The organism is Lentzea atacamensis, from assembly GCF_003269295.1.
GTDB classification, from domain to species: Bacteria; Actinomycetota; Actinomycetes; order Mycobacteriales; family Pseudonocardiaceae; genus Lentzea; species Lentzea atacamensis.
This window is the reverse complement of the sequence record NZ_QLTT01000007.1, coordinates 219,529-234,882: the sequence shown is the minus strand read 5'-3', so window position 1 is coordinate 234,882 and position 15,354 is coordinate 219,529. Positions and strand designations below refer to the sequence as shown.

General features: G+C 69.0%; 18 protein-coding genes. 10 read left to right on the top strand and 8 right to left on the bottom strand.

Features of this window, described 5'->3' with window-relative positions; all coding sequences use genetic code 11:
• The first annotated feature begins 2 nt into the window (after nt 1–2).
• The gene (trpD, locus tag C8D87_RS29970; RefSeq protein WP_112229198.1) at nt 3–1,043 is read left to right on the top strand and encodes an anthranilate phosphoribosyltransferase; all 1,041 of its coding nucleotides are present in this window, start codon (nt 3–5) and stop codon (nt 1,041–1,043) included.
• A 135-nt stretch (nt 1,044–1,178) separates the two neighbouring features.
• The gene (locus tag C8D87_RS29965; RefSeq protein ID WP_112229197.1) at nt 1,179–1,862 is read left to right on the top strand and encodes a lysophospholipid acyltransferase family protein; all 684 of its coding nucleotides are present in this window, start codon (nt 1,179–1,181) and stop codon (nt 1,860–1,862) included.
• 291 nt (nt 1,863–2,153) lie between these two features.
• Here C8D87_RS29965 and C8D87_RS29960 read toward each other — a convergent pair whose 3' ends face one another.
• Both C8D87_RS29960 and ctaC read right to left on the bottom strand, forming a co-directional pair.
• Nucleotides 2,154–2,570, bottom strand: a complete 417-nt coding sequence (locus C8D87_RS29960; RefSeq protein WP_109640565.1) for a cytochrome c oxidase subunit 4 — start codon at nt 2,568–2,570, stop codon at nt 2,154–2,156.
• Nucleotides 2,571–2,584: 14 nt separating this feature from the next.
• Nucleotides 2,585–3,517: an aa3-type cytochrome oxidase subunit II gene (gene ctaC, locus C8D87_RS29955; protein WP_233440114.1), complete on the bottom strand. Its 933-nt coding sequence runs from the start codon at nt 3,515–3,517 to the stop codon at nt 2,585–2,587.
• A 168-nt stretch (nt 3,518–3,685) separates the two neighbouring features.
• On the opposite strand from ctaC, the gene asnB reads away from it, so the two are divergent.
• Nucleotides 3,686–5,614 carry an asparagine synthase (glutamine-hydrolyzing) gene (asnB, locus tag C8D87_RS29950; RefSeq protein ID WP_112229196.1) on the top strand — a complete coding sequence of 643 codons (1,929 nt, stop codon included), beginning with the start codon at nt 3,686–3,688 and terminating at the stop codon, nt 5,612–5,614.
• Nucleotides 5,615–5,646: 32 nt separating this feature from the next.
• Here asnB and C8D87_RS29945 read toward each other — a convergent pair whose 3' ends face one another.
• Together C8D87_RS29945 and C8D87_RS29940 are read right to left on the bottom strand one after the other, a co-directional pair.
• A complete protein-coding gene (locus C8D87_RS29945) occupies nt 5,647–6,411 on the bottom strand; it encodes a class I SAM-dependent methyltransferase (protein WP_112229195.1) in 765 nt (254 codons plus the stop codon).
• Nucleotides 6,412–6,418: 7 nt separating this feature from the next.
• Nucleotides 6,419–7,351 (bottom strand): carbohydrate kinase family protein, encoded by a 933-nt coding sequence (locus tag C8D87_RS29940; protein WP_109640670.1) that lies wholly within the window; start codon nt 7,349–7,351, stop codon nt 6,419–6,421.
• Between the two features lie 159 nt (nt 7,352–7,510).
• Between C8D87_RS29940 and C8D87_RS46245 the strand changes: the two genes are divergently transcribed.
• Nucleotides 7,511–7,684, top strand: coding sequence for a hypothetical protein (locus C8D87_RS46245; protein WP_170166621.1), 174 nt, complete (start codon nt 7,511–7,513; stop codon nt 7,682–7,684).
• A 100-nt stretch (nt 7,685–7,784) separates the two neighbouring features.
• Here C8D87_RS46245 and C8D87_RS29935 read toward each other — a convergent pair whose 3' ends face one another.
• Nucleotides 7,785–8,153, bottom strand: a complete 369-nt coding sequence (locus C8D87_RS29935) for a HesB/IscA family protein (RefSeq protein WP_109640568.1) — start codon at nt 8,151–8,153, stop codon at nt 7,785–7,787.
• 173 nt (nt 8,154–8,326) lie between these two features.
• Nucleotides 8,327–9,370, bottom strand: a complete 1,044-nt coding sequence (locus C8D87_RS29930) for a glycerate kinase family protein (RefSeq protein ID WP_112229194.1) — start codon at nt 9,368–9,370, stop codon at nt 8,327–8,329.
• Nucleotides 9,371–9,412: 42 nt separating this feature from the next.
• Here C8D87_RS29930 and C8D87_RS29925 point away from each other — a divergent pair, with 42 nt between their 5' ends.
• The 3 genes from C8D87_RS29925 to C8D87_RS29915 are packed head-to-tail and all read left to right on the top strand — an operon-like array spanning nt 9,413 to nt 11,701.
• Nucleotides 9,413–10,048 (top strand): DUF3043 domain-containing protein, encoded by a 636-nt coding sequence (locus C8D87_RS29925; protein WP_112229193.1) that lies wholly within the window; start codon nt 9,413–9,415, stop codon nt 10,046–10,048.
• Nucleotides 10,049–10,681, top strand: coding sequence for a class I SAM-dependent methyltransferase (locus tag C8D87_RS29920; protein ID WP_112229192.1), 633 nt, complete (start codon nt 10,049–10,051; stop codon nt 10,679–10,681).
• A 33-nt stretch (nt 10,682–10,714) separates the two neighbouring features.
• Entirely contained in the window at nt 10,715–11,701 is a 987-nt protein-coding gene (locus C8D87_RS29915) for an aldo/keto reductase family protein (RefSeq protein WP_112229191.1), read from the top strand.
• 2 nt (nt 11,702–11,703) lie between these two features.
• On the opposite strand, the gene C8D87_RS29910 is transcribed toward C8D87_RS29915, so the two are convergent.
• Complete coding sequence (locus tag C8D87_RS29910; protein ID WP_112229190.1) at nt 11,704–11,904, bottom strand: hypothetical protein; 201 nt, start codon at nt 11,902–11,904, stop codon at nt 11,704–11,706.
• A gap of 17 nt (nt 11,905–11,921) precedes the next feature.
• Between C8D87_RS29910 and cobU the strand changes: the two genes are divergently transcribed.
• From cobU to cobS, 3 genes are read left to right on the top strand one after another with little or no spacing between them, the layout of a single operon-like run.
• On the top strand, nt 11,922–12,461 hold the full coding sequence (cobU, locus tag C8D87_RS29905; protein WP_112229189.1) for a bifunctional adenosylcobinamide kinase/adenosylcobinamide-phosphate guanylyltransferase: 540 nt from the start codon (nt 11,922–11,924) through the stop codon (nt 12,459–12,461).
• Nucleotides 12,462–12,490: 29 nt separating this feature from the next.
• Nucleotides 12,491–13,534: a nicotinate-nucleotide--dimethylbenzimidazole phosphoribosyltransferase gene (gene cobT, locus C8D87_RS29900; protein WP_112229188.1), complete on the top strand. Its 1,044-nt coding sequence runs from the start codon at nt 12,491–12,493 to the stop codon at nt 13,532–13,534.
• Entirely contained in the window at nt 13,531–14,232 is a 702-nt protein-coding gene (gene cobS, locus C8D87_RS29895; protein ID WP_109640576.1) for an adenosylcobinamide-GDP ribazoletransferase, read from the top strand. Before cobT ends, cobS begins: the two co-directional genes overlap by 4 nt.
• On the opposite strand, the gene C8D87_RS29890 is transcribed toward cobS, so the two are convergent.
• Complete coding sequence (locus C8D87_RS29890; RefSeq protein ID WP_109640577.1) at nt 14,229–15,317, bottom strand: branched-chain amino acid aminotransferase; 1,089 nt, start codon at nt 15,315–15,317, stop codon at nt 14,229–14,231. The two genes, cobS and C8D87_RS29890, sit on opposite strands and share 4 nt — an antisense overlap.
• Nucleotides 15,318–15,354: the final 37 nt, after the last annotated feature.

Sequence of the window (15,354 nt, the reverse complement as noted above, 5' to 3'; positions counted from 1 at the left end):
CCATGAGCCAGCGCACCTGGCCCTCGCTGCTCAACAGACTGCTCGACGGCGTCGACCTGACCGCCGACGACACCGCCTGGGGAATGGACCAGGTGATGTCCGGCGAGGCGACCGCGGCGCAGATCGCGGCGTTCGTCGTCGCGTTGCGCGCCAAAGGCGAGACGCCGGAGGAGATCGACGGCCTCGCGACCATGATGCTGAACCACGCGCGCCGCTTCACCGTGGACGTGCGGGCGGCGGACATCGTCGGCACCGGTGGCGATCATTCCGGTTCGGTGAACATTTCGACGATGGCCGCGATCGTCACGGCCGCCGCGGGCGTGCCCGTGGTGAAGCACGGCAACCGGGCGGCGTCGTCCCAGTGCGGCACGGCGGACGTGCTGGAGGCTCTGGGCGTCGCGATCGACCTGCCGCCGGAGGGCGTGCAGGCCACGGTGCGGGAGCTGGGCATCGGTTTCTGCTTCGCGCCGGTGTTTCACCCCGGCTTCCGGCACGCGGGCCCGGTGCGCCGTGAGATCGGCATCCCGACGTCGTTCAACCTGCTCGGCCCGCTGACGAACCCGGCCCAGCCCACCGTCGGCCTCATCGGTTGCGCGCGGGCCGCCGCGGCGCCGCTGATCGCGGGGGTCTTCGCCCGCCGCCGCAACACCGCGCTGGTGGTGCGGGGCGACGACGGCCTCGACGAGATCACGACGACCACGACGACGTCGGCCTGGCTCGCCCAGGACGGGGTCGTGCGCACGGAGACGATCGACCCGGCCGTGCTCGGGGTGAAGCCTGCGCGCGAGGAGGATCTGAAGGGCGGCGACGCGTCCGTCAACGCCCAGGTGGTCCGCGACCTGGTGGCCGGCAAGACCGGCTCGGTGCGGGACGCGGTGCTCGTGAACGCCGCCGGTGCCATCGCGGCGCACGGCGGGTTCTCCGACGACCTGCACGCCGACCTGACGGCCTCGCTGGGCCGCGCGGCCGACGCCATCGACTCGGGTGCGGCGGCGACGCTCCTGAGCCGCTGGGTGGAGCTTTCAACGTCCCTCAAGGGGTAGCTCGGTCACGCGTCGTCGCCGGCGCGTGACCGTGCTCGCACGACCGCTGTACAGGCGTAGTCCGAGCGAGTGATGACCCGGAGATGCGCACCACGTGGTAACGCCGCGGCAACCGCCACCTGGAATGCTGGAGGCATGGTCCTCTACCCGGTGATGAAGCATGTCGTCGCGCGCGCAGCCCGTCTTGTCTACCGCCCGGTGGTGGACGGTCTGGAGAACATCCCCACCGACGGCCCCGTCATCCTGGCGGCGAACCACCTCAGCTTCATCGACAGCGTCGTGATCCCCATGGTGGTGCCGCGGCGCGTGTCGTTCCTCGCGAAGGCGGAGTACTTCACCGGCACCGGGGTGAAGGGTGCGCTGTCCCGCTGGTTCTTCTCGTCGCTCGGGCACGTGCCGGTGCACCGCGGCAAGGGCCGTGACGCGCGCGCCGCGCTCGACACCGCCGCCGAGATCCTCGGGCGCGGCGAGGCCTTCGCGATCTACCCGGAGGGCACCCGCTCGCTCGACGGCAAGCTGCACCGCGGCCGCACGGGGGTGGCCCGCATGGCGCTCGAGTCCGGTGCCCCGGTCGTGCCGGTCGGCATCATCGGCACGGACAAGGTGCAGCCGGTGGGCAGCAAGTTCCCGAAGATCGTCCCCGTGACCGTCCGCTTCGGTGAGCCGCTCGACTTCAGCCGCTACGACGGCATGCAGGAGTCGCTGCCGGTGCTGCGCAGCGTCACCGACGAGATCATCTACCGCATCCTGGACCTGAGCGGCCAGGAGTACGTCGACGCGTACCAGAAGACCCCGGAGAAGGTCACCGCCGCCGCGTAGGCGCCGCGGCTCGTTCTGGAGCGCCTCAGGACCCGAGAAGGGCCCTTCCTGCCACCAACGGCTGGGAGGGCCCTTTGCGCATCATGCGATATATCGGATACCGGCTCGGTGTCGGCTACAGGTCGGATATACCGCATATCGGATATCGGAGCCGTCGCTCGGCCCGGCCGATATCCAGTATGCGATGTATCACATGACGGATACGGGCCTGCGAAATTCCGGCGCAAACGACTGAGGCCCCCTCCGTGACGGAGAGGGCCTCAGCGCGAGCTACACCCGATATATCGGATATCAGTCGTGGTTGGGACCGGTGTGGTACTCGAACACCAGGCCGCCGACCATGATCAGCACCATGACGATGGCGATCACCAGCAGCCACACGTGCCAGAACGCCACCGCGACACCGGCGGTCGCCGCCGCGGCCGCGAGACCGACCGGCCAGTACGAGCCGGGGCTGAAGAAGCCCAGCTCACCGGCACCGTCGGAGACCTCGGCGTCAGGGTTGTCCTCCGGCCGCACCTCGATGCGACGGGCCACGAACCGGAAGTAGGTGCCGGTGATGAGGGCCAGGCCACCGGTCAGCGCGAGCGCCACCGTGCCGGTGGGCTCGACGTGGCCGGTCGCCGCGTGCGTCCAGTAGCCGTAGACGACGGCCATCAGGAACGAGAAGGCCATCACCAGGTCGAATACGCGAGCTTCGATCTTCATCGCGGGGCGTGTCCCTACTTCTGACCCGCGCCGGAGGCCTCACGGGCCGTCCGGTCGGTGTTGAACGGGGTGGTCGTGGTGGCCAGCGGCGCGCACAGCTCACCGCAGTTCACCTGAGCGAGCGCCTCGGCCGTGGTGTACGGCTTGCCCGTCTTGGTGTTGATCTCCTTGCGGAGCTCGATGTACTTGTCGAAGTCGGCCTCGTTCAGGGCACGGACCTCGAAGTTCATCACCGCGTGGTAGGAGCCGCACAGCTCGGCGCAACGTCCGACGAACGCACCGGGACGGTCGATCTGGTCGATCTGGAAGACGTTGTCCTGGTTGTTCTTCTCCGGCTTCGGGAAGACGTCCCGCTTGAAGTGGAACTCCGGCACGAAGAACGAGTGGATGACGTCGGTCGAGCGCAGCGTGAACTGGATGCGCTTGTGAGCCGGCAGCACCATGATCGGGATCTCACCCGACGTGCCGACCGTGCTGACGACGTTGCCCGCCTCGGTCTTGTGGTCCGGGTACTGGAACTCCCAGTTCCACTGGAACGCGATCACATCGACGTTCACGTCGGGCTTGCCCGACTTGTCCGTGACGTAGTTCTGCGTGACGGCGGTGAAGTAGAACAACACCGCCACGATCACCGTCGGCACGACGATGAGCACGATCTCCAGCGGGAGGTTGTACGCCGTCTGACGCGGCAGTTCCTCCGACTTCTTGCGGTGGAACACCACCGACCACAGGATCAGGCCCCACACGATGACGCCGACGACGAGCGCGGCGATCACGGACCAGGTCCAGAGCTCGCGCATCTTCTCGGCCTGCGGCGTGACGGCCACTGGCCAGCCGAAGCGCAGCACCTCGTCCGTGGAGCAACCGGTGGCCCCGATACCGACCAGGCCGACCAGCCCGGCGGTCTTCGCCAGCCGGGATGCCCTGGTGCCCTCCTTCAGGCCCACTGCTCGCCCGCCTCCTCGTTCCATGCCAACGGATCAAGCGGGAGCGTAGCCCAGCGCAACCGCGCTCACCCCTTGGGGGCACCGCCCCTGCGGTGCAGTTTCTGTCACACAGAGCAGCTTCGGCATACTGAAGCCTTCCCCGTAGTATTTCTGAGAGGTGCGAGAGCCTTGTGCGGCCTGGCAGGACTGGTATGCCCTAGCGAGAACGAGGCCGAATCCGCCCGCCCGGCTGTGGAGGCCGCGCTGCGCTGCATGCGCCACCGCGGGCCGGACGAGAGCGGCACCCGGCGGGTCGACGAGGTCGTGTTCGGCTTCAACCGCCTCGCCATCATCGACATCGAGCACTCCCACCAGCCCCTGACCTGGGGTCCTCCGGAGGCTCCGAGCCGGTACACGATCAACTTCAACGGCGAGATCTACAACTACCTCGAGCTGCGCGCCGAGCTCACCGAGAAGTACGGCGCGGTCTTCCACACCGACGGCGACACCGAGACGATCGTCGCCGCGTACCACTACTTCGGCCCCGCGGCGATCACGAAGCTGCGCGGCATGTTCGCCTTCATGATCTGGGACGCCGAGCGCAAGGTCGTGTTCGGTGGCCGCGACCCGTTCGGCATCAAGCCGCTGTACTACGCGCAGGGCAGCACCGGCGTCGCGTTCTCCAGCGAGAAGAAGATCCTGCTGGAGATCGCCCCCACGCTCGGCATCGAGCCGAAGATGAACGTCAAGGGCCTGCAGCACTACCTCACGCTGCAGTACGTGCCCGAGCCCTCCTCGCTGCACGACCAGATCTTCCGCGTCGAGTCCGGCCACTCGTTCACGCTGGTGCCGGGCGAGGCGCCCGTGTTCGAGCGCTACTTCCCCGCGAACTTCCGGGTGCGCACGGTCCGCAGCGAGGCGGAGGCGGACGCGCTGTACAACGAGATCACGGCGGCGCTGCGCGACTCGGTCGCCAAGCACATGCGCGCGGACGTGACGGTCGGCTCGTTCCTGTCCGGCGGCATCGGCTCGACGGTGGTCGCGGCGCTGGCCAAGGAGCACAACCCGGACCTGATCACGTTCACCACGGGCTTCGAGCGCCAGGGCTTCTCCGAGGTCGACGTGGCCGCGGAGTCGGCGGCGCTGATCGGCGTGAAGCACGTCGTCCGCACGGTCAGCCCGCAGGAGATGATGGACTCCCTGCCGCTGATCACCTGGTACCTGGACGACCCGGTGGCCGACCCGGCGCTCGTGCCGCTGTGGTTCATCGCCCGCGAGGCGCGCCAGCACGTGAAGGTCGTCCTGTCCGGTGAGGGCGCGGACGAGCTCTTCGGCGGGTACACGATCTACCGCGAGCCGCTGTCGCTGGCGGCGTTCGAGAAGGTGCCGGGCGCGCTGCGCAAGGCGATGGGCAAGGTCTCGACGAAGATCCCGCATGGTGTGCGCGGCAAGGACCTGCTGCGTCGTGGCGCGCTCTCGCTGGAGGAGCGCTACTACGGCAACGCGCGCATCTTCCTCGACCCGCAGCTGCGCGAGGTCTTGCGCACGTACGACCCGAACGTCTCGCACATGAACGTCACGGCCCAGCCGTACCGCGAGTCGCGCAACTGGGACCCGGTCACGCGCATGCAGCACGTCGACCTGTTCACGTGGCTGCGCGGCGACATCCTGGTCAAGGCCGACAAGATGACCATGGCGAACTCGCTGGAGCTGCGGGTCCCGTTCCTGGACCCCGAGGTCTTCAAGATCGCCTCGCAGATCCCGAGTGAGCTGAAGATCACGAAGGACACCACGAAGTTCGCGCTGCGCAAGGCGATTCGCGACATCGTGCCGGCGCACGTGCTGAACCGCCGCAAGCTCGGCTTCCCGGTGCCGATCCGGCACTGGCTCAAGGACGAGATGCACGACTGGGCGGTCGACATCGTGCGCTCGTCGCAGACCGACCAGTACCTCGACAAGCACGCGGTGCTGCGCCTGATCGAGGAGCACCGCTCGGGGATCATCGACCACAGCCGCCGCATCTGGGCGCTGCTGGTGTTCATGATCTGGCACGGCATCTTCGTCGAGGGCCGCATCAAGCCCGAGGTGCCGGAACCGCACTACCCGGTCAAGCTCTGACGTTGGGGCCCCTCTCCGGAGGGGCCTTTCGTTCACCTGCGGCCTTGCGCACTGCAGATCGCGTACGAGCTGACCACCGTCTCGGGCGACGCCATCAGTTCGAGGTAGCGATCGAACTCGTCGTCGGACAGCGGCAGCTTCGCGCGCACCTGACGCGCGGAGGTGGCGAGCAGGCGGCAGCCCGGTGAGCCGCCCTCCCACTCCTGCACCTCGCGGGAGCCGCTGACGTCGTGCAGTCCGGTGTCGAGCAACGCCCGTTCGATGCGCGCACCCCACGCCAGTTCCGCGCCTGCCTGTTCGAGCAGCGTCAGCAGGGCGTTCTTCACCCGCATGATCAGCTTCGCGTCGTCGGGGGCGGCCTTCAGCACTTCGAGCGGGAGGCAGTCGAACTCGTCGAGCACGAGCCAGCCGCCGGGACGCAGCGAGTCGCGCAGCTTGCGCAGGACGGCGTCGCGGGCGGGGAGGTGGAAGAGCACCAGGCGGGCGTGGACCAGGTCGAACGCGTTGCCAGGTAATATATTGGATACTACGTCGTGCTCCAGGACCGTGACGTTGTCGCGTTCCTCGAGCCGTGAGACGTCGAGGTCGGTGACCGTCACGTGCCCGGACGGAGCGACGACGTCGGCGAGCCAGTTCGCCACCGATCCCCCGCCGCCACCGACCTCCAGGCAGCGCCAGCCGTCTGTGACGCCGAGCCGCTCGACGCGGGCGAACGTGCCCGCGTCGAGCAGGGAGCTCAGCGCGTCGAACTGCGGATCGAGCAACTCACCGGAGTTGCCGAACAGGTACTTCCCCATTGCCCGATCATGGCAGGACCGGAGCGATCTCCTCAGCAGCTTCGTCACCAAATGCGCCACGAATGCGGGCGAGCGCGGCCTCGCGCTCCAGCACCCACTCCTGCGTGCCCACGGTTTCGAGCACCTCGACGGCGATCAGCGAACCGAGCTGAGCCGCGCGCTCGATGCTCAGGCCAGAGGTCATGCCGGCGAGGAAGCCCGCGCGGAAGCCGTCGCCGACACCGGTCGGGTCGGTCTTCGCGACCTCGGGAACCGCGGGGACGTGCAGCGAGAAACCCTGGGCGTCGACGATCTCGACACCCTTGGCACCGAGCGTGGTGATGCGCTTGCCGACACGGGCGAGGACGTCGGCCTCCGTCCAGCCGGTCTTCTGCAGCAGCAGTTCCCACTCGTAGTCGTTGCTGAACAGGTACTCGGCACCCTCGATGAACGCACGCGCCTGGTCGCCGTCCATGCGGGCGAGCTGCTGCGACGGGTCGACGGCGAACCGGAAGCCGCGCTGACGGCACTCCTCGGCGTGCCGGAGCATGGCGGCGGGGTCGTCGGGGCTGATGACGACGAGCTGGAGGTCCTCGACGCGGTTGGCGATCGGCGCCAGCTCGATGTTGCGCGCCTCGGCCATCGCGCCGGCGTAGAAGGAGGCGATCTGGCACATGTCGTCGTCCGTCGTGCAGACGAACCGCGCGGTGTGCGCGACCTCGGACACGTACACCCCGGACGTGTCGACGCCGTGCCGCTCGAGCCACGAGCGGTAGTCCTCGAAGTCCTTGCCGACGGCGCCGACGAGCACGGGGCGAACCCCGAGGACACCGAGGCCGAACGCGATGTTCGCGCCGATGCCACCGCGGCGGACTACGAGGTCGTCGACCAGGAAGCTCAGTGACACACGGTCGAGACGCTCCGCGACCAGCTGGTCCGCGAATCGACCCGGAAAGTGCATCAGATGGTCGGTCGCGATGCTGCCGCACACGGCTACCGGCACGTCGGCTCTCCCATTCCCTTGTTGCGCTAGGTGACAACTCACCCGGACGAGTGCAGCTGTGAAGACTACCGTTTGGTAGGGCTATCGCAGGTCAGACCGCCGACATACGGTCGGAGCGTGACGATCCCCGAGGCGACCACGATGAGTGAGCTGATCGACGACTGCGCGCAGCTCCCCTTCGCTCTGACCCACCCCGAGCACCCCCTGCCCACCCCGCGCGCGGCCGCGCCCTGGCAGGTCGACGACCAGTGCACCCGCCAGGTCGAAGGCCTGACCGAGTACGGCGCCTGACGTCCAGAGCCGGTCGGATTCCTGCCGGAAACTTCCGTTCAGCACAACGCGAGGCCGCGTTCCCGTCGGTGCGGGAACGCGGCCTCGCGCGTTGTTCGCCTTAGTGGAACGAGTCGCCGCAGGCGCACGACCCGCCGGCGTTCGGGTTGTCGATCGTGAAGCCCTGCTTCTCGATCGTGTCCACGAAGTCGATGACAGCGCCTTCGACGTACGGGGCGCTCATGCGGTCAACGGCGACCTTCATGCCGTTGAAGTCGCGGAACGCGTCACCGTCGAGCGTGCGCTCGTCGAAGAACAGCTGGTACCGCAGACCCGCGCAGCCACCGGGCTGGACGGCGATGCGCAGGTGCATGTCGTCGCGGCCCTCCTGGTCGAGCAGCGCCTTGGCCTTGACGGAGGCGGCATCGGTCAGCGTCACGCCGTGGGTGGGCGCCTCGGAGGTCGAAGCGGCATCCTGAGCGGTCGTCATGGCACTCCTAAGAGGTCCTTGCGGGCGGTTCGCCCCTCAACAACACGGGCGTCTCCCGCTTTGTTCCACTTCCATGGTCCCACAGCGCGCACCCTTGTCGAACGTCACGTGGGCCACCCCCGGACGGGCCAACCGATATATCAGTTGCCCCCGAATCCGCGCTCGAAACCCTCTCAACGCCCCTGACGCGACCACTGCCGGGCCACGTGCTGGGCCGTTGCAATGACACTTTTGCGGGCGTCCGCAATCGACTTTTGCACAGAGCCGACGTGGTCGGACACCGAGTAGGCCTCCTGGACGCCGGCGGCGCCCATCTCGCGGCGGCCGACGCTCACCTGGCCGGCGATGGCGATGCACGGAACACCGCGTTCGGCGGCGCCCCCGGCGACGGCGGTGATGAGCTTGCCGCGGAGCGACTGCCAGTCGAAGCTGCCTTCGCCGGTGATGACGACGTCGGCGTCGTCGAGTGCGGCGTCGAGGCCGCTGAGCTCGCGTACCAGGCCCGCGCCGGACTTCACCGTCGCGCCGAGGGAAAGCAGGGCGGCGCCGAGGCCGCCTGCCGCACCGGCACCCGGTACATCGGATACGGGTTTGAGGGCGTCCATCGCGGCGAGCTTGGCTTCGAGGCGTTCCACGGCCTCCGGCGAGGCGCCCTTCTGCGGACCGAACGTGCGGGCGGCGCCGTGTGGGCCGAGGAGCGGGTTCTCGACGTCGGACGCGGCGACGAGCGATATATCAGTCAGGTCGATGCCGGCGTCGGACAGCGCGGCCAGCATTCCGGCGCCGCCGTCGGTGGTGCCGGAGCCGCCGAGTCCGACCGTGATGACATCGTTGTCGGCCACAGCTGCCGCGATGAGCTCGCCGACGCCTCGCGTTGTCGCCGTCTCGCAGGACTCCGGGCGGAGCTCAGCCGGGATGAGGTGCAGGCCGCACGCCTCGGCCGACTCGATGTACGCGGTACGCACACCGGCCGCGGACACGGTGAGCCAGCGTGCTTCGACGGGTTTGCCGAGCGGGCCCGTGACGCTGATATATCGGATATCGCCGCCCAGTGCGGCATGGAGAACGTCGACGAATCCGGGGCCTCCGTCGGCCAGCGGGCGTTCGACGATGACGTCGTCGGGTTTGGCCTCGCGCCAGCCGGTGGCGATGGCGTCGGCGGCCTCGCGGGCGGTCAGGGTGCCGCCGAAGCAGTCCGGAGCGATGAGTACGCGCACCTCGCGAAAGGTACAGAAGAGCCACTGTCCTACCCTTGTGCTGTGAGGTTCCTGCGCCGCAACTCCGCCGACACCACCGCCGAGGCTCCCGAGTCGGGAGCCCAGCTCGCCGAGCCGCTCGACAAGGCGCACAGCTCGGGCAAGGGCAGGCCGACGCCGAAGCGGCGTGAGGCGCAGGGCCGGCGCAGCGGTCCCGTTCCGCCGCCTCCCCGCACGCAGCGCGAGGCGTTCAAGCGCATGCGCGGCAACAAGGCGAGCAAGGAAGAGCGCCGTGCCGCGGCGGCCGAGCGTCGTCAGCGCATGATGGCGGGCGAGGACAAGTACCTGTTGCCGCGCGACCGCGGGCCGGTGAAGGCGTACATCCGCGACCTGGTCGACTCGCGCCGCAACCTCATGGGCCTGTTCATGCCGCTCGCGATCCTGGTGTTCGTGGCGCTGCTGACGCCGTCGCTCGCCGTGCAGCGGTACGCGACGCTCGCCACGACGTTCATGCTGATCGCGATGATCATCGAGGGTCTCGTCCTCGGCCGGCTCGTCACGCGGCGGGTGCGGGCGAAGTTCCCGAACGAGCCGATCAAGGGCATCTCCATCGGCTGGTACTCGTTCATCCGCGCGAGCCAGCTGCGTCGCCTGCGCGTCCCGAAGCCGCGGGTGAAGCCGGGCGAGTCCATCAAGTAGGTGCGCGAGAAGCAGCGCAAGCTTCAGCTGCCGGAGCGGCTGCGGTGGGACCACAACGCGTGGTATCGCCGCTGGCTGCTCCGGCAGTTGCCGTCTCGGGCCGGTTCGGCGCTCGACGTGGGCTGCGGGCTGGGCGACCTGGCGCGGTCGCTGAGAGCAGACGAGGTCACCGCGATCGACGCCAGCGCGCGCATGATCGAGCGGGCGAGCGCGACGAGCGAACGCGTCCGGTGGATCCACGGTGACGTGCTCACCCACGACCTCGGGCGCTACGACGTCGTCACGGCCGAGGCGAGCCTGCACCACCTCCCGTTGCGCGAAGGCCTCACCAGGCTCTCCGAGCTGACGAAGCCGGGCGGGCTGCTGGTCGTCATCGGGCTGTACATGACGGCGACACCGGCAGACTGGGCCATGGAGCTCGTGACGTTGCCCGCGAACGCGATCGTCGGATTGGCGAAGGCCGTCAACGGCACCGGTGGCAAACCGCACGACACGGAGATGCCAGTGGTGATGACAGCTCCGACGTTGCAGGAGATCCGTGCGGCGGCTGCGGAGATCACGCCGGGCGCGCGCATCCGCAGGCACGTGTTCTGGCGGTACTCACTGGTCTGGCGAGCACCGGAATTTCATTAGCAGCACGAACGATTTCGGTTTAAGCTCCGATGTATGAAGTTCCGTCGACTCGGCCGCAGCGGCCTGAGCATCAGTGAGATCTCGTACGGGAACTGGCTCACCCACGGTTCCCAGGTCGAGGAAGAGCAGGCCCACGCCTGCGTGAAGGCGGCACTCGAGTCGGGCATCACGACCTTCGACACCGCGGACGTCTACGCCAACACGGCCGCGGAGTCGGTGCTCGGCCGGGCGCTCAAGGGCGAGCGGCGCGAGTCGCTGGAGATCCTGACCAAGGTCTACTGGCCGACCGGTCCCGGTGGCCCCAACGACCGCGGGCTCGGCCGCAAGCACATCATGGAGTCGGCCAACGCGTCGCTGAAGCGCCTGCAGACCGACTACGTCGACCTGTACCAGGCCCACCGGTTCGACTACACCGTGCCGCTCGAGGAGACGATGCTGGCGTTCGCCGACCTCGTCCGCCAGGGCAAGGTCCTCTACGTCGGTGTCTCCGAGTGGACCGCCGAGCAGATCACCCGCGGTGCCGCGCTGGCCCGTGAGCTGCAGGTGCCGTTCGTGTCGCACCAGCCGCAGTACTCGATGCTGTGGCGCGTCATCGAGCCGCAGGTCATCCCGACGTGCGAGCGCGAGGGCCTCAGCCAGATCGTCTTCTCCCCCGTCGCACAGGGCATCCTGACCGGCAAGTACCTGCCGGGCGCCGAGGTGCCGGAGGGCTCGCGGCTGGCCGACGCGCGTGGTTCGCAGATGATCTCCCGCTGGATGCGCGACGACGTGCTGAACGCCGTGCAGCAGCTCAGGCCGATCGCCGAGGAAGCCGGCGTCACCATGGCGCAGCTCGCGGTGGCGTGGGTGCTGCGGAACCCGAACGTCGCGTCCGCGATCATCGGCGCGTCGCGTCCGGAGCAGGTCTACGAGAACGTCAAGGCCATCGACATCACGCTGGACGACGACGTGCTCAAGCGGATCGACAGCGTCCTCGAAGGCGTCATCACCGACGACCCGAGGCTCACCGCTCAGGGCTAGAGCTACTGGGCCGGGTGGAGGCTCATCGGGCCGTACACCTCGGATTCCGAGCGCAGCAGCGTGACCTGCTCGACCCCGGCGTCGAGCAGGTCACGCCACCCGGCGCTGAACCACTCCTCCGCCTCCGTCTGGTCGGCGAACGCCACATCGGGGCCCGCGACGTCGCGGCCTTGTGCATCCTGGTAGCGCCAGCGGAACTCCATGAGACGAAGGCTAACTCTTGTCATCTCGGACGCTCGTGCTCGGCGGAGCGCGTTCAGGCAAGTCAGCGCACGCGGAAGGCCTGCTCACCGACGCGGCGGTGACTTACGTCGCAACCGCGCGCAGATACCCCGGTGACCCGGACTGGGACGCGCGCATCGCGTTGCACGTCGCCCGTCGACCGTCCACGTGGCACACGGTCGAGGCGCCCGCGCCCGCCGATCTGCCCGCACTGCTCACCGCGACGCAGTACGAAGACCCCCCGATCCTGGTCGACGACCTGTCGACGTGGCTGGTCGGCGTTCTGGACGACGCCGACGCGTGGGAAGGGCACGGCGCCGATTTCGTCGAACGCAACGTGGACGAACTGGTGCGTTCAGCAGCCAGGTGCCGGACGCGGCTCGTGCTGGTGACGGCTGAGGTCGGCCTCGGCGTCGTCCCGTCGACACGCTCAGGCAGACTCTTCCGCGATCACCTCGGTGCGCTCAACTCGCGCGTGGCCGAGGTGTGCGACGAGGTCGTGCTGCTCGTCGCGGGCATTCCGTTGAGATTGCGTTGACCTGACAACAGGGATGAAGGAGCGACCAGGTGAGCACCGAGTTCCCGCCGGTTGAACCGCCGGACGAGACAGTTCTGCGCGAGGCCGAGGCCCGGCACGCGGTGCTGACCAAGCCGGTCGGCTCGCTCGGCCGGCTCGAGGAGCTGGGCAACTGGATCGCGGCGTGCCAGGGAGTAGTGCCGCCGAAGCCGTTCGTGCGGCCGCGCGTCGTCGTCTTCGCGGGCGACCACGGCATCACCGCGCAGGGCGTGTCGGCGTACCCGAGCGAGGTGACCGGCCAGATGGTCGCGAACTTCCTCACGGGCGGCGCCGCGGTGAACGTGCTCGCCCAGGTCGCGGGCGCCACGGTGCGCGTGGTCGACATGGCCGTCGATTCCGACACCCCGGCGGCGGTCAGCTCGCACAAGGTGCGGCGCTCGTCCGGGTCGATCGACCGCGAGGACGCGCTGACCCGTGAGCAGTGCGAGCTGGCGATCGCGGCCGGGCGCGCCGTCGCCGACGAGGAGGTCGACGCGGGCGCCGACGTGCTCATCGCCGGTGACATGGGCATCGGCAACACGACACCCGCCGCCGTGCTGATCGCGTCGCTGACAGGGTCGGAGCCGGTCGCGGTCGTCGGCCGCGGCACGGGCATCGACGACCAGGCGTGGATGCGCAAGACGGCGGCGATCCGGGACGCGCTGCGCCGCGCCCGTCTGGTGATCAGCGATCCGATCGCCTTGCTGGCCACCGCCGGTGGCGCCGACCTGGCCGCGATGGCCGGGTTCCTGGCGCAGGCCGCGGTGCGACGGACCCCCGTGGTGCTCGACGGCGTCGTCGTCGGTGCGGCCGCTGTCGTCGCCGAGGAGCTGGCGCCGGGTGCGCGCGAGTGGTGGGTGGCCGGGCACCAGTCGGCTGAGCCCGCCCACGCGATCGCGCTCGGGCACCTGAACCTGAAGCCGCTGCTGGAGTTCGAGATGCGGCTCGGCGAGGGGTCCGGTGCGGTGGCGGCGCTGCCGTTGCTGATCTCGGCGGTGAAGGTGCTCGCGGAGATGGCGACGTTCGAGAGCGCCGGCGTCACGAACAAGGAATGAAACTAGCGCTGTCCTGGCTGACCGTCTTGCCGTTGCGGGTCGACGACGTCGACGTCAAAGCGGCAAGGCGGGCGATCGCCTGCACGCCGCTCGTCGGCGTGCTGCTCGGCGCGTTCGTCGTCGGCGTGCTCCAGCTGCTGGCGATATCCGATATATCGCCGCTGGTAGCAGGGTTTCTGGTCGTCGGCGTCGTCGCCCTGGCAACGCGCGGTATGCACCTCGACGGGCTCGCGGACACCGCAGATGGTCTTGGTTGCTACGGACCGCCGGAGCGCGCGCTTCAGGTCATGAAGGACGGCGGCGCGGGACCGTTCGGGGTCGTCACGCTGATCGTCGTGCTGGGGGCGCAGGCTGCCGCACTCCCCCACGCTGACTGGGGCGTCGTCGTGCTCGCGTTCGCGGCGAGCCGGGCCGCGTTCGGAATCTGCTGCATGCGGGGCGTGCCCGCCGCACGCCCCGAAGGGCTCGGCGCGCTTGTCGCCGGTACCCAGCATCCAATGCTGGTCATCGGCACGTGGGTACTGCTTGCCGCCGTGGCGGTTCCGCTCGGGTGGCGAGCGGTCGTCGCCGTCGCCGTCGCGGCCTCGCTGGTGTGGTTGCTCGTGAAGCACACCGGAAAGCGCTTCGGCGGCATCACCGGTGATGTGCTCGGTGCTGCCGCCGAAATCGCGCTTCTGGCCGTGCTGGTGATCGCCTAACCCAGGGTCGTCATCCAGCCGTGGGTGTCGGCGACGTGGCCGTGCTGGAGGCCGGTCAGGCGCTCGCGCAGCTTCATCGTCACCGAGCCGGAGCCACCGTCGCCGATGGTGAACTCGCCGCCCGCGTGCTTGACGTGGCCGACCGGCGTGATGACCGCGGCCGTGCCACAGGCGAAGACCTCGGTGAGCTCACCGGAGGCGTTGGCCTTCTCCCACTCGTCCGTGGAGATGCGACGCTCCTCGACGGACAGTCCGAGGTCGGAGGCCAGCTGGAGCAGCGAGCTGCGGGTGATGCCGGGCAACAGCGTGCCGGTCAGCTCGGGGGTGACGACCTTGTCTCCGAAGACGAAGAACAGGTTCATGCCGCCCATCTCCTCGACCCAGCGGCGTTCCACCGCGTCGAGCCAGACGACCTGGTCGCAGCCCTTCTCGGCGGCCTGCGCCTGCGCCACGAGGGACGCGGCGTAGTTGCCGGCGAACTTGGCGGCGCCGGTGCCACCGGGAGCCGCGCGGACGTACTCGGTCGAGAGCCACACGCTCACCGGGCGGATCCCGCCCGAGAAGTAGGAGCCGGCGGGCGAGGCGATCAACACGTAGATGTACTCGGACGCGGGTCGCACGCCGAGGCCGGCTTCCGTGGAGAACATGAACGGCCGCAGGTAGAGCGACTCCTCCTCGGCCGTGGGCACCCAGCGGCTGTCGACCGCGAGGAGCTGGCGCACCGACTCGAGGAAGAGCTCGTCGGGAAGTTCGGGCATCGCCATGCGGCGGGCCGAGGCGCGGAAGCGCTCGGCGTTGGCCTCAGGGCGGAAGGACGCGATCGAACCGTCGGGCTGGCGGTAGGCCTTGAGCCCTTCGAAGATCGCTTGGCCGTAGTGCAGCACCATTGCCGCGGGGTCGAGTGAGAGGGAGCTGTAGGGGCCGACTTCAGCGTCGTGCCAGCCCTTCTCGCGGTTCCAGCGGATCGTCACCATGTGGTCGGTGAAGTGCTGCCCGAAGCCCGGCTTGGCAAGTACCTCCGCTACGCGCTCCGGGGTCGCCGGGTGCGGGTGGGGAGTCCGGGTGAAAGGCAACTCGCTCGTCATGTGAGCACGGTAACCCGCTGGTGGGGATACGGAAAAT

Excerpts from the sequence above, each read along its gene's own strand:
- trpD (WP_112229198.1), top strand. The coding sequence starts at position 3 with ATGAGCCAGCGCACCTGGCCCTCGCTGCTCAACAGACTGCTCGACGGC.
- C8D87_RS29965 (WP_112229197.1), top strand. The coding sequence starts at position 1,179 with ATGGTCCTCTACCCGGTGATGAAGCATGTCGTCGCGCGCGCAGCCCGT.
- C8D87_RS29960 (WP_109640565.1), bottom strand. The coding sequence starts at position 2,570 with ATGAAGATCGAAGCTCGCGTATTCGACCTGGTGATGGCCTTCTCGTTC.
- C8D87_RS29945 (WP_112229195.1), bottom strand. The coding sequence starts at position 6,411 with ATGGGGAAGTACCTGTTCGGCAACTCCGGTGAGTTGCTCGATCCGCAG.
- C8D87_RS29940 (WP_109640670.1), bottom strand. The coding sequence starts at position 7,351 with ATGCACTTTCCGGGTCGATTCGCGGACCAGCTGGTCGCGGAGCGTCTC.
- C8D87_RS29935 (WP_109640568.1), bottom strand. The coding sequence starts at position 8,153 with ATGACGACCGCTCAGGATGCCGCTTCGACCTCCGAGGCGCCCACCCAC.
- C8D87_RS29915 (WP_112229191.1), top strand. The coding sequence starts at position 10,715 with ATGAAGTTCCGTCGACTCGGCCGCAGCGGCCTGAGCATCAGTGAGATC.
- C8D87_RS29910 (WP_112229190.1), bottom strand. The coding sequence starts at position 11,904 with ATGGAGTTCCGCTGGCGCTACCAGGATGCACAAGGCCGCGACGTCGCG.
- cobS (WP_109640576.1), top strand. The coding sequence starts at position 13,531 with ATGAAACTAGCGCTGTCCTGGCTGACCGTCTTGCCGTTGCGGGTCGAC.
- C8D87_RS29890 (WP_109640577.1), bottom strand. The coding sequence starts at position 15,317 with ATGACGAGCGAGTTGCCTTTCACCCGGACTCCCCACCCGCACCCGGCG.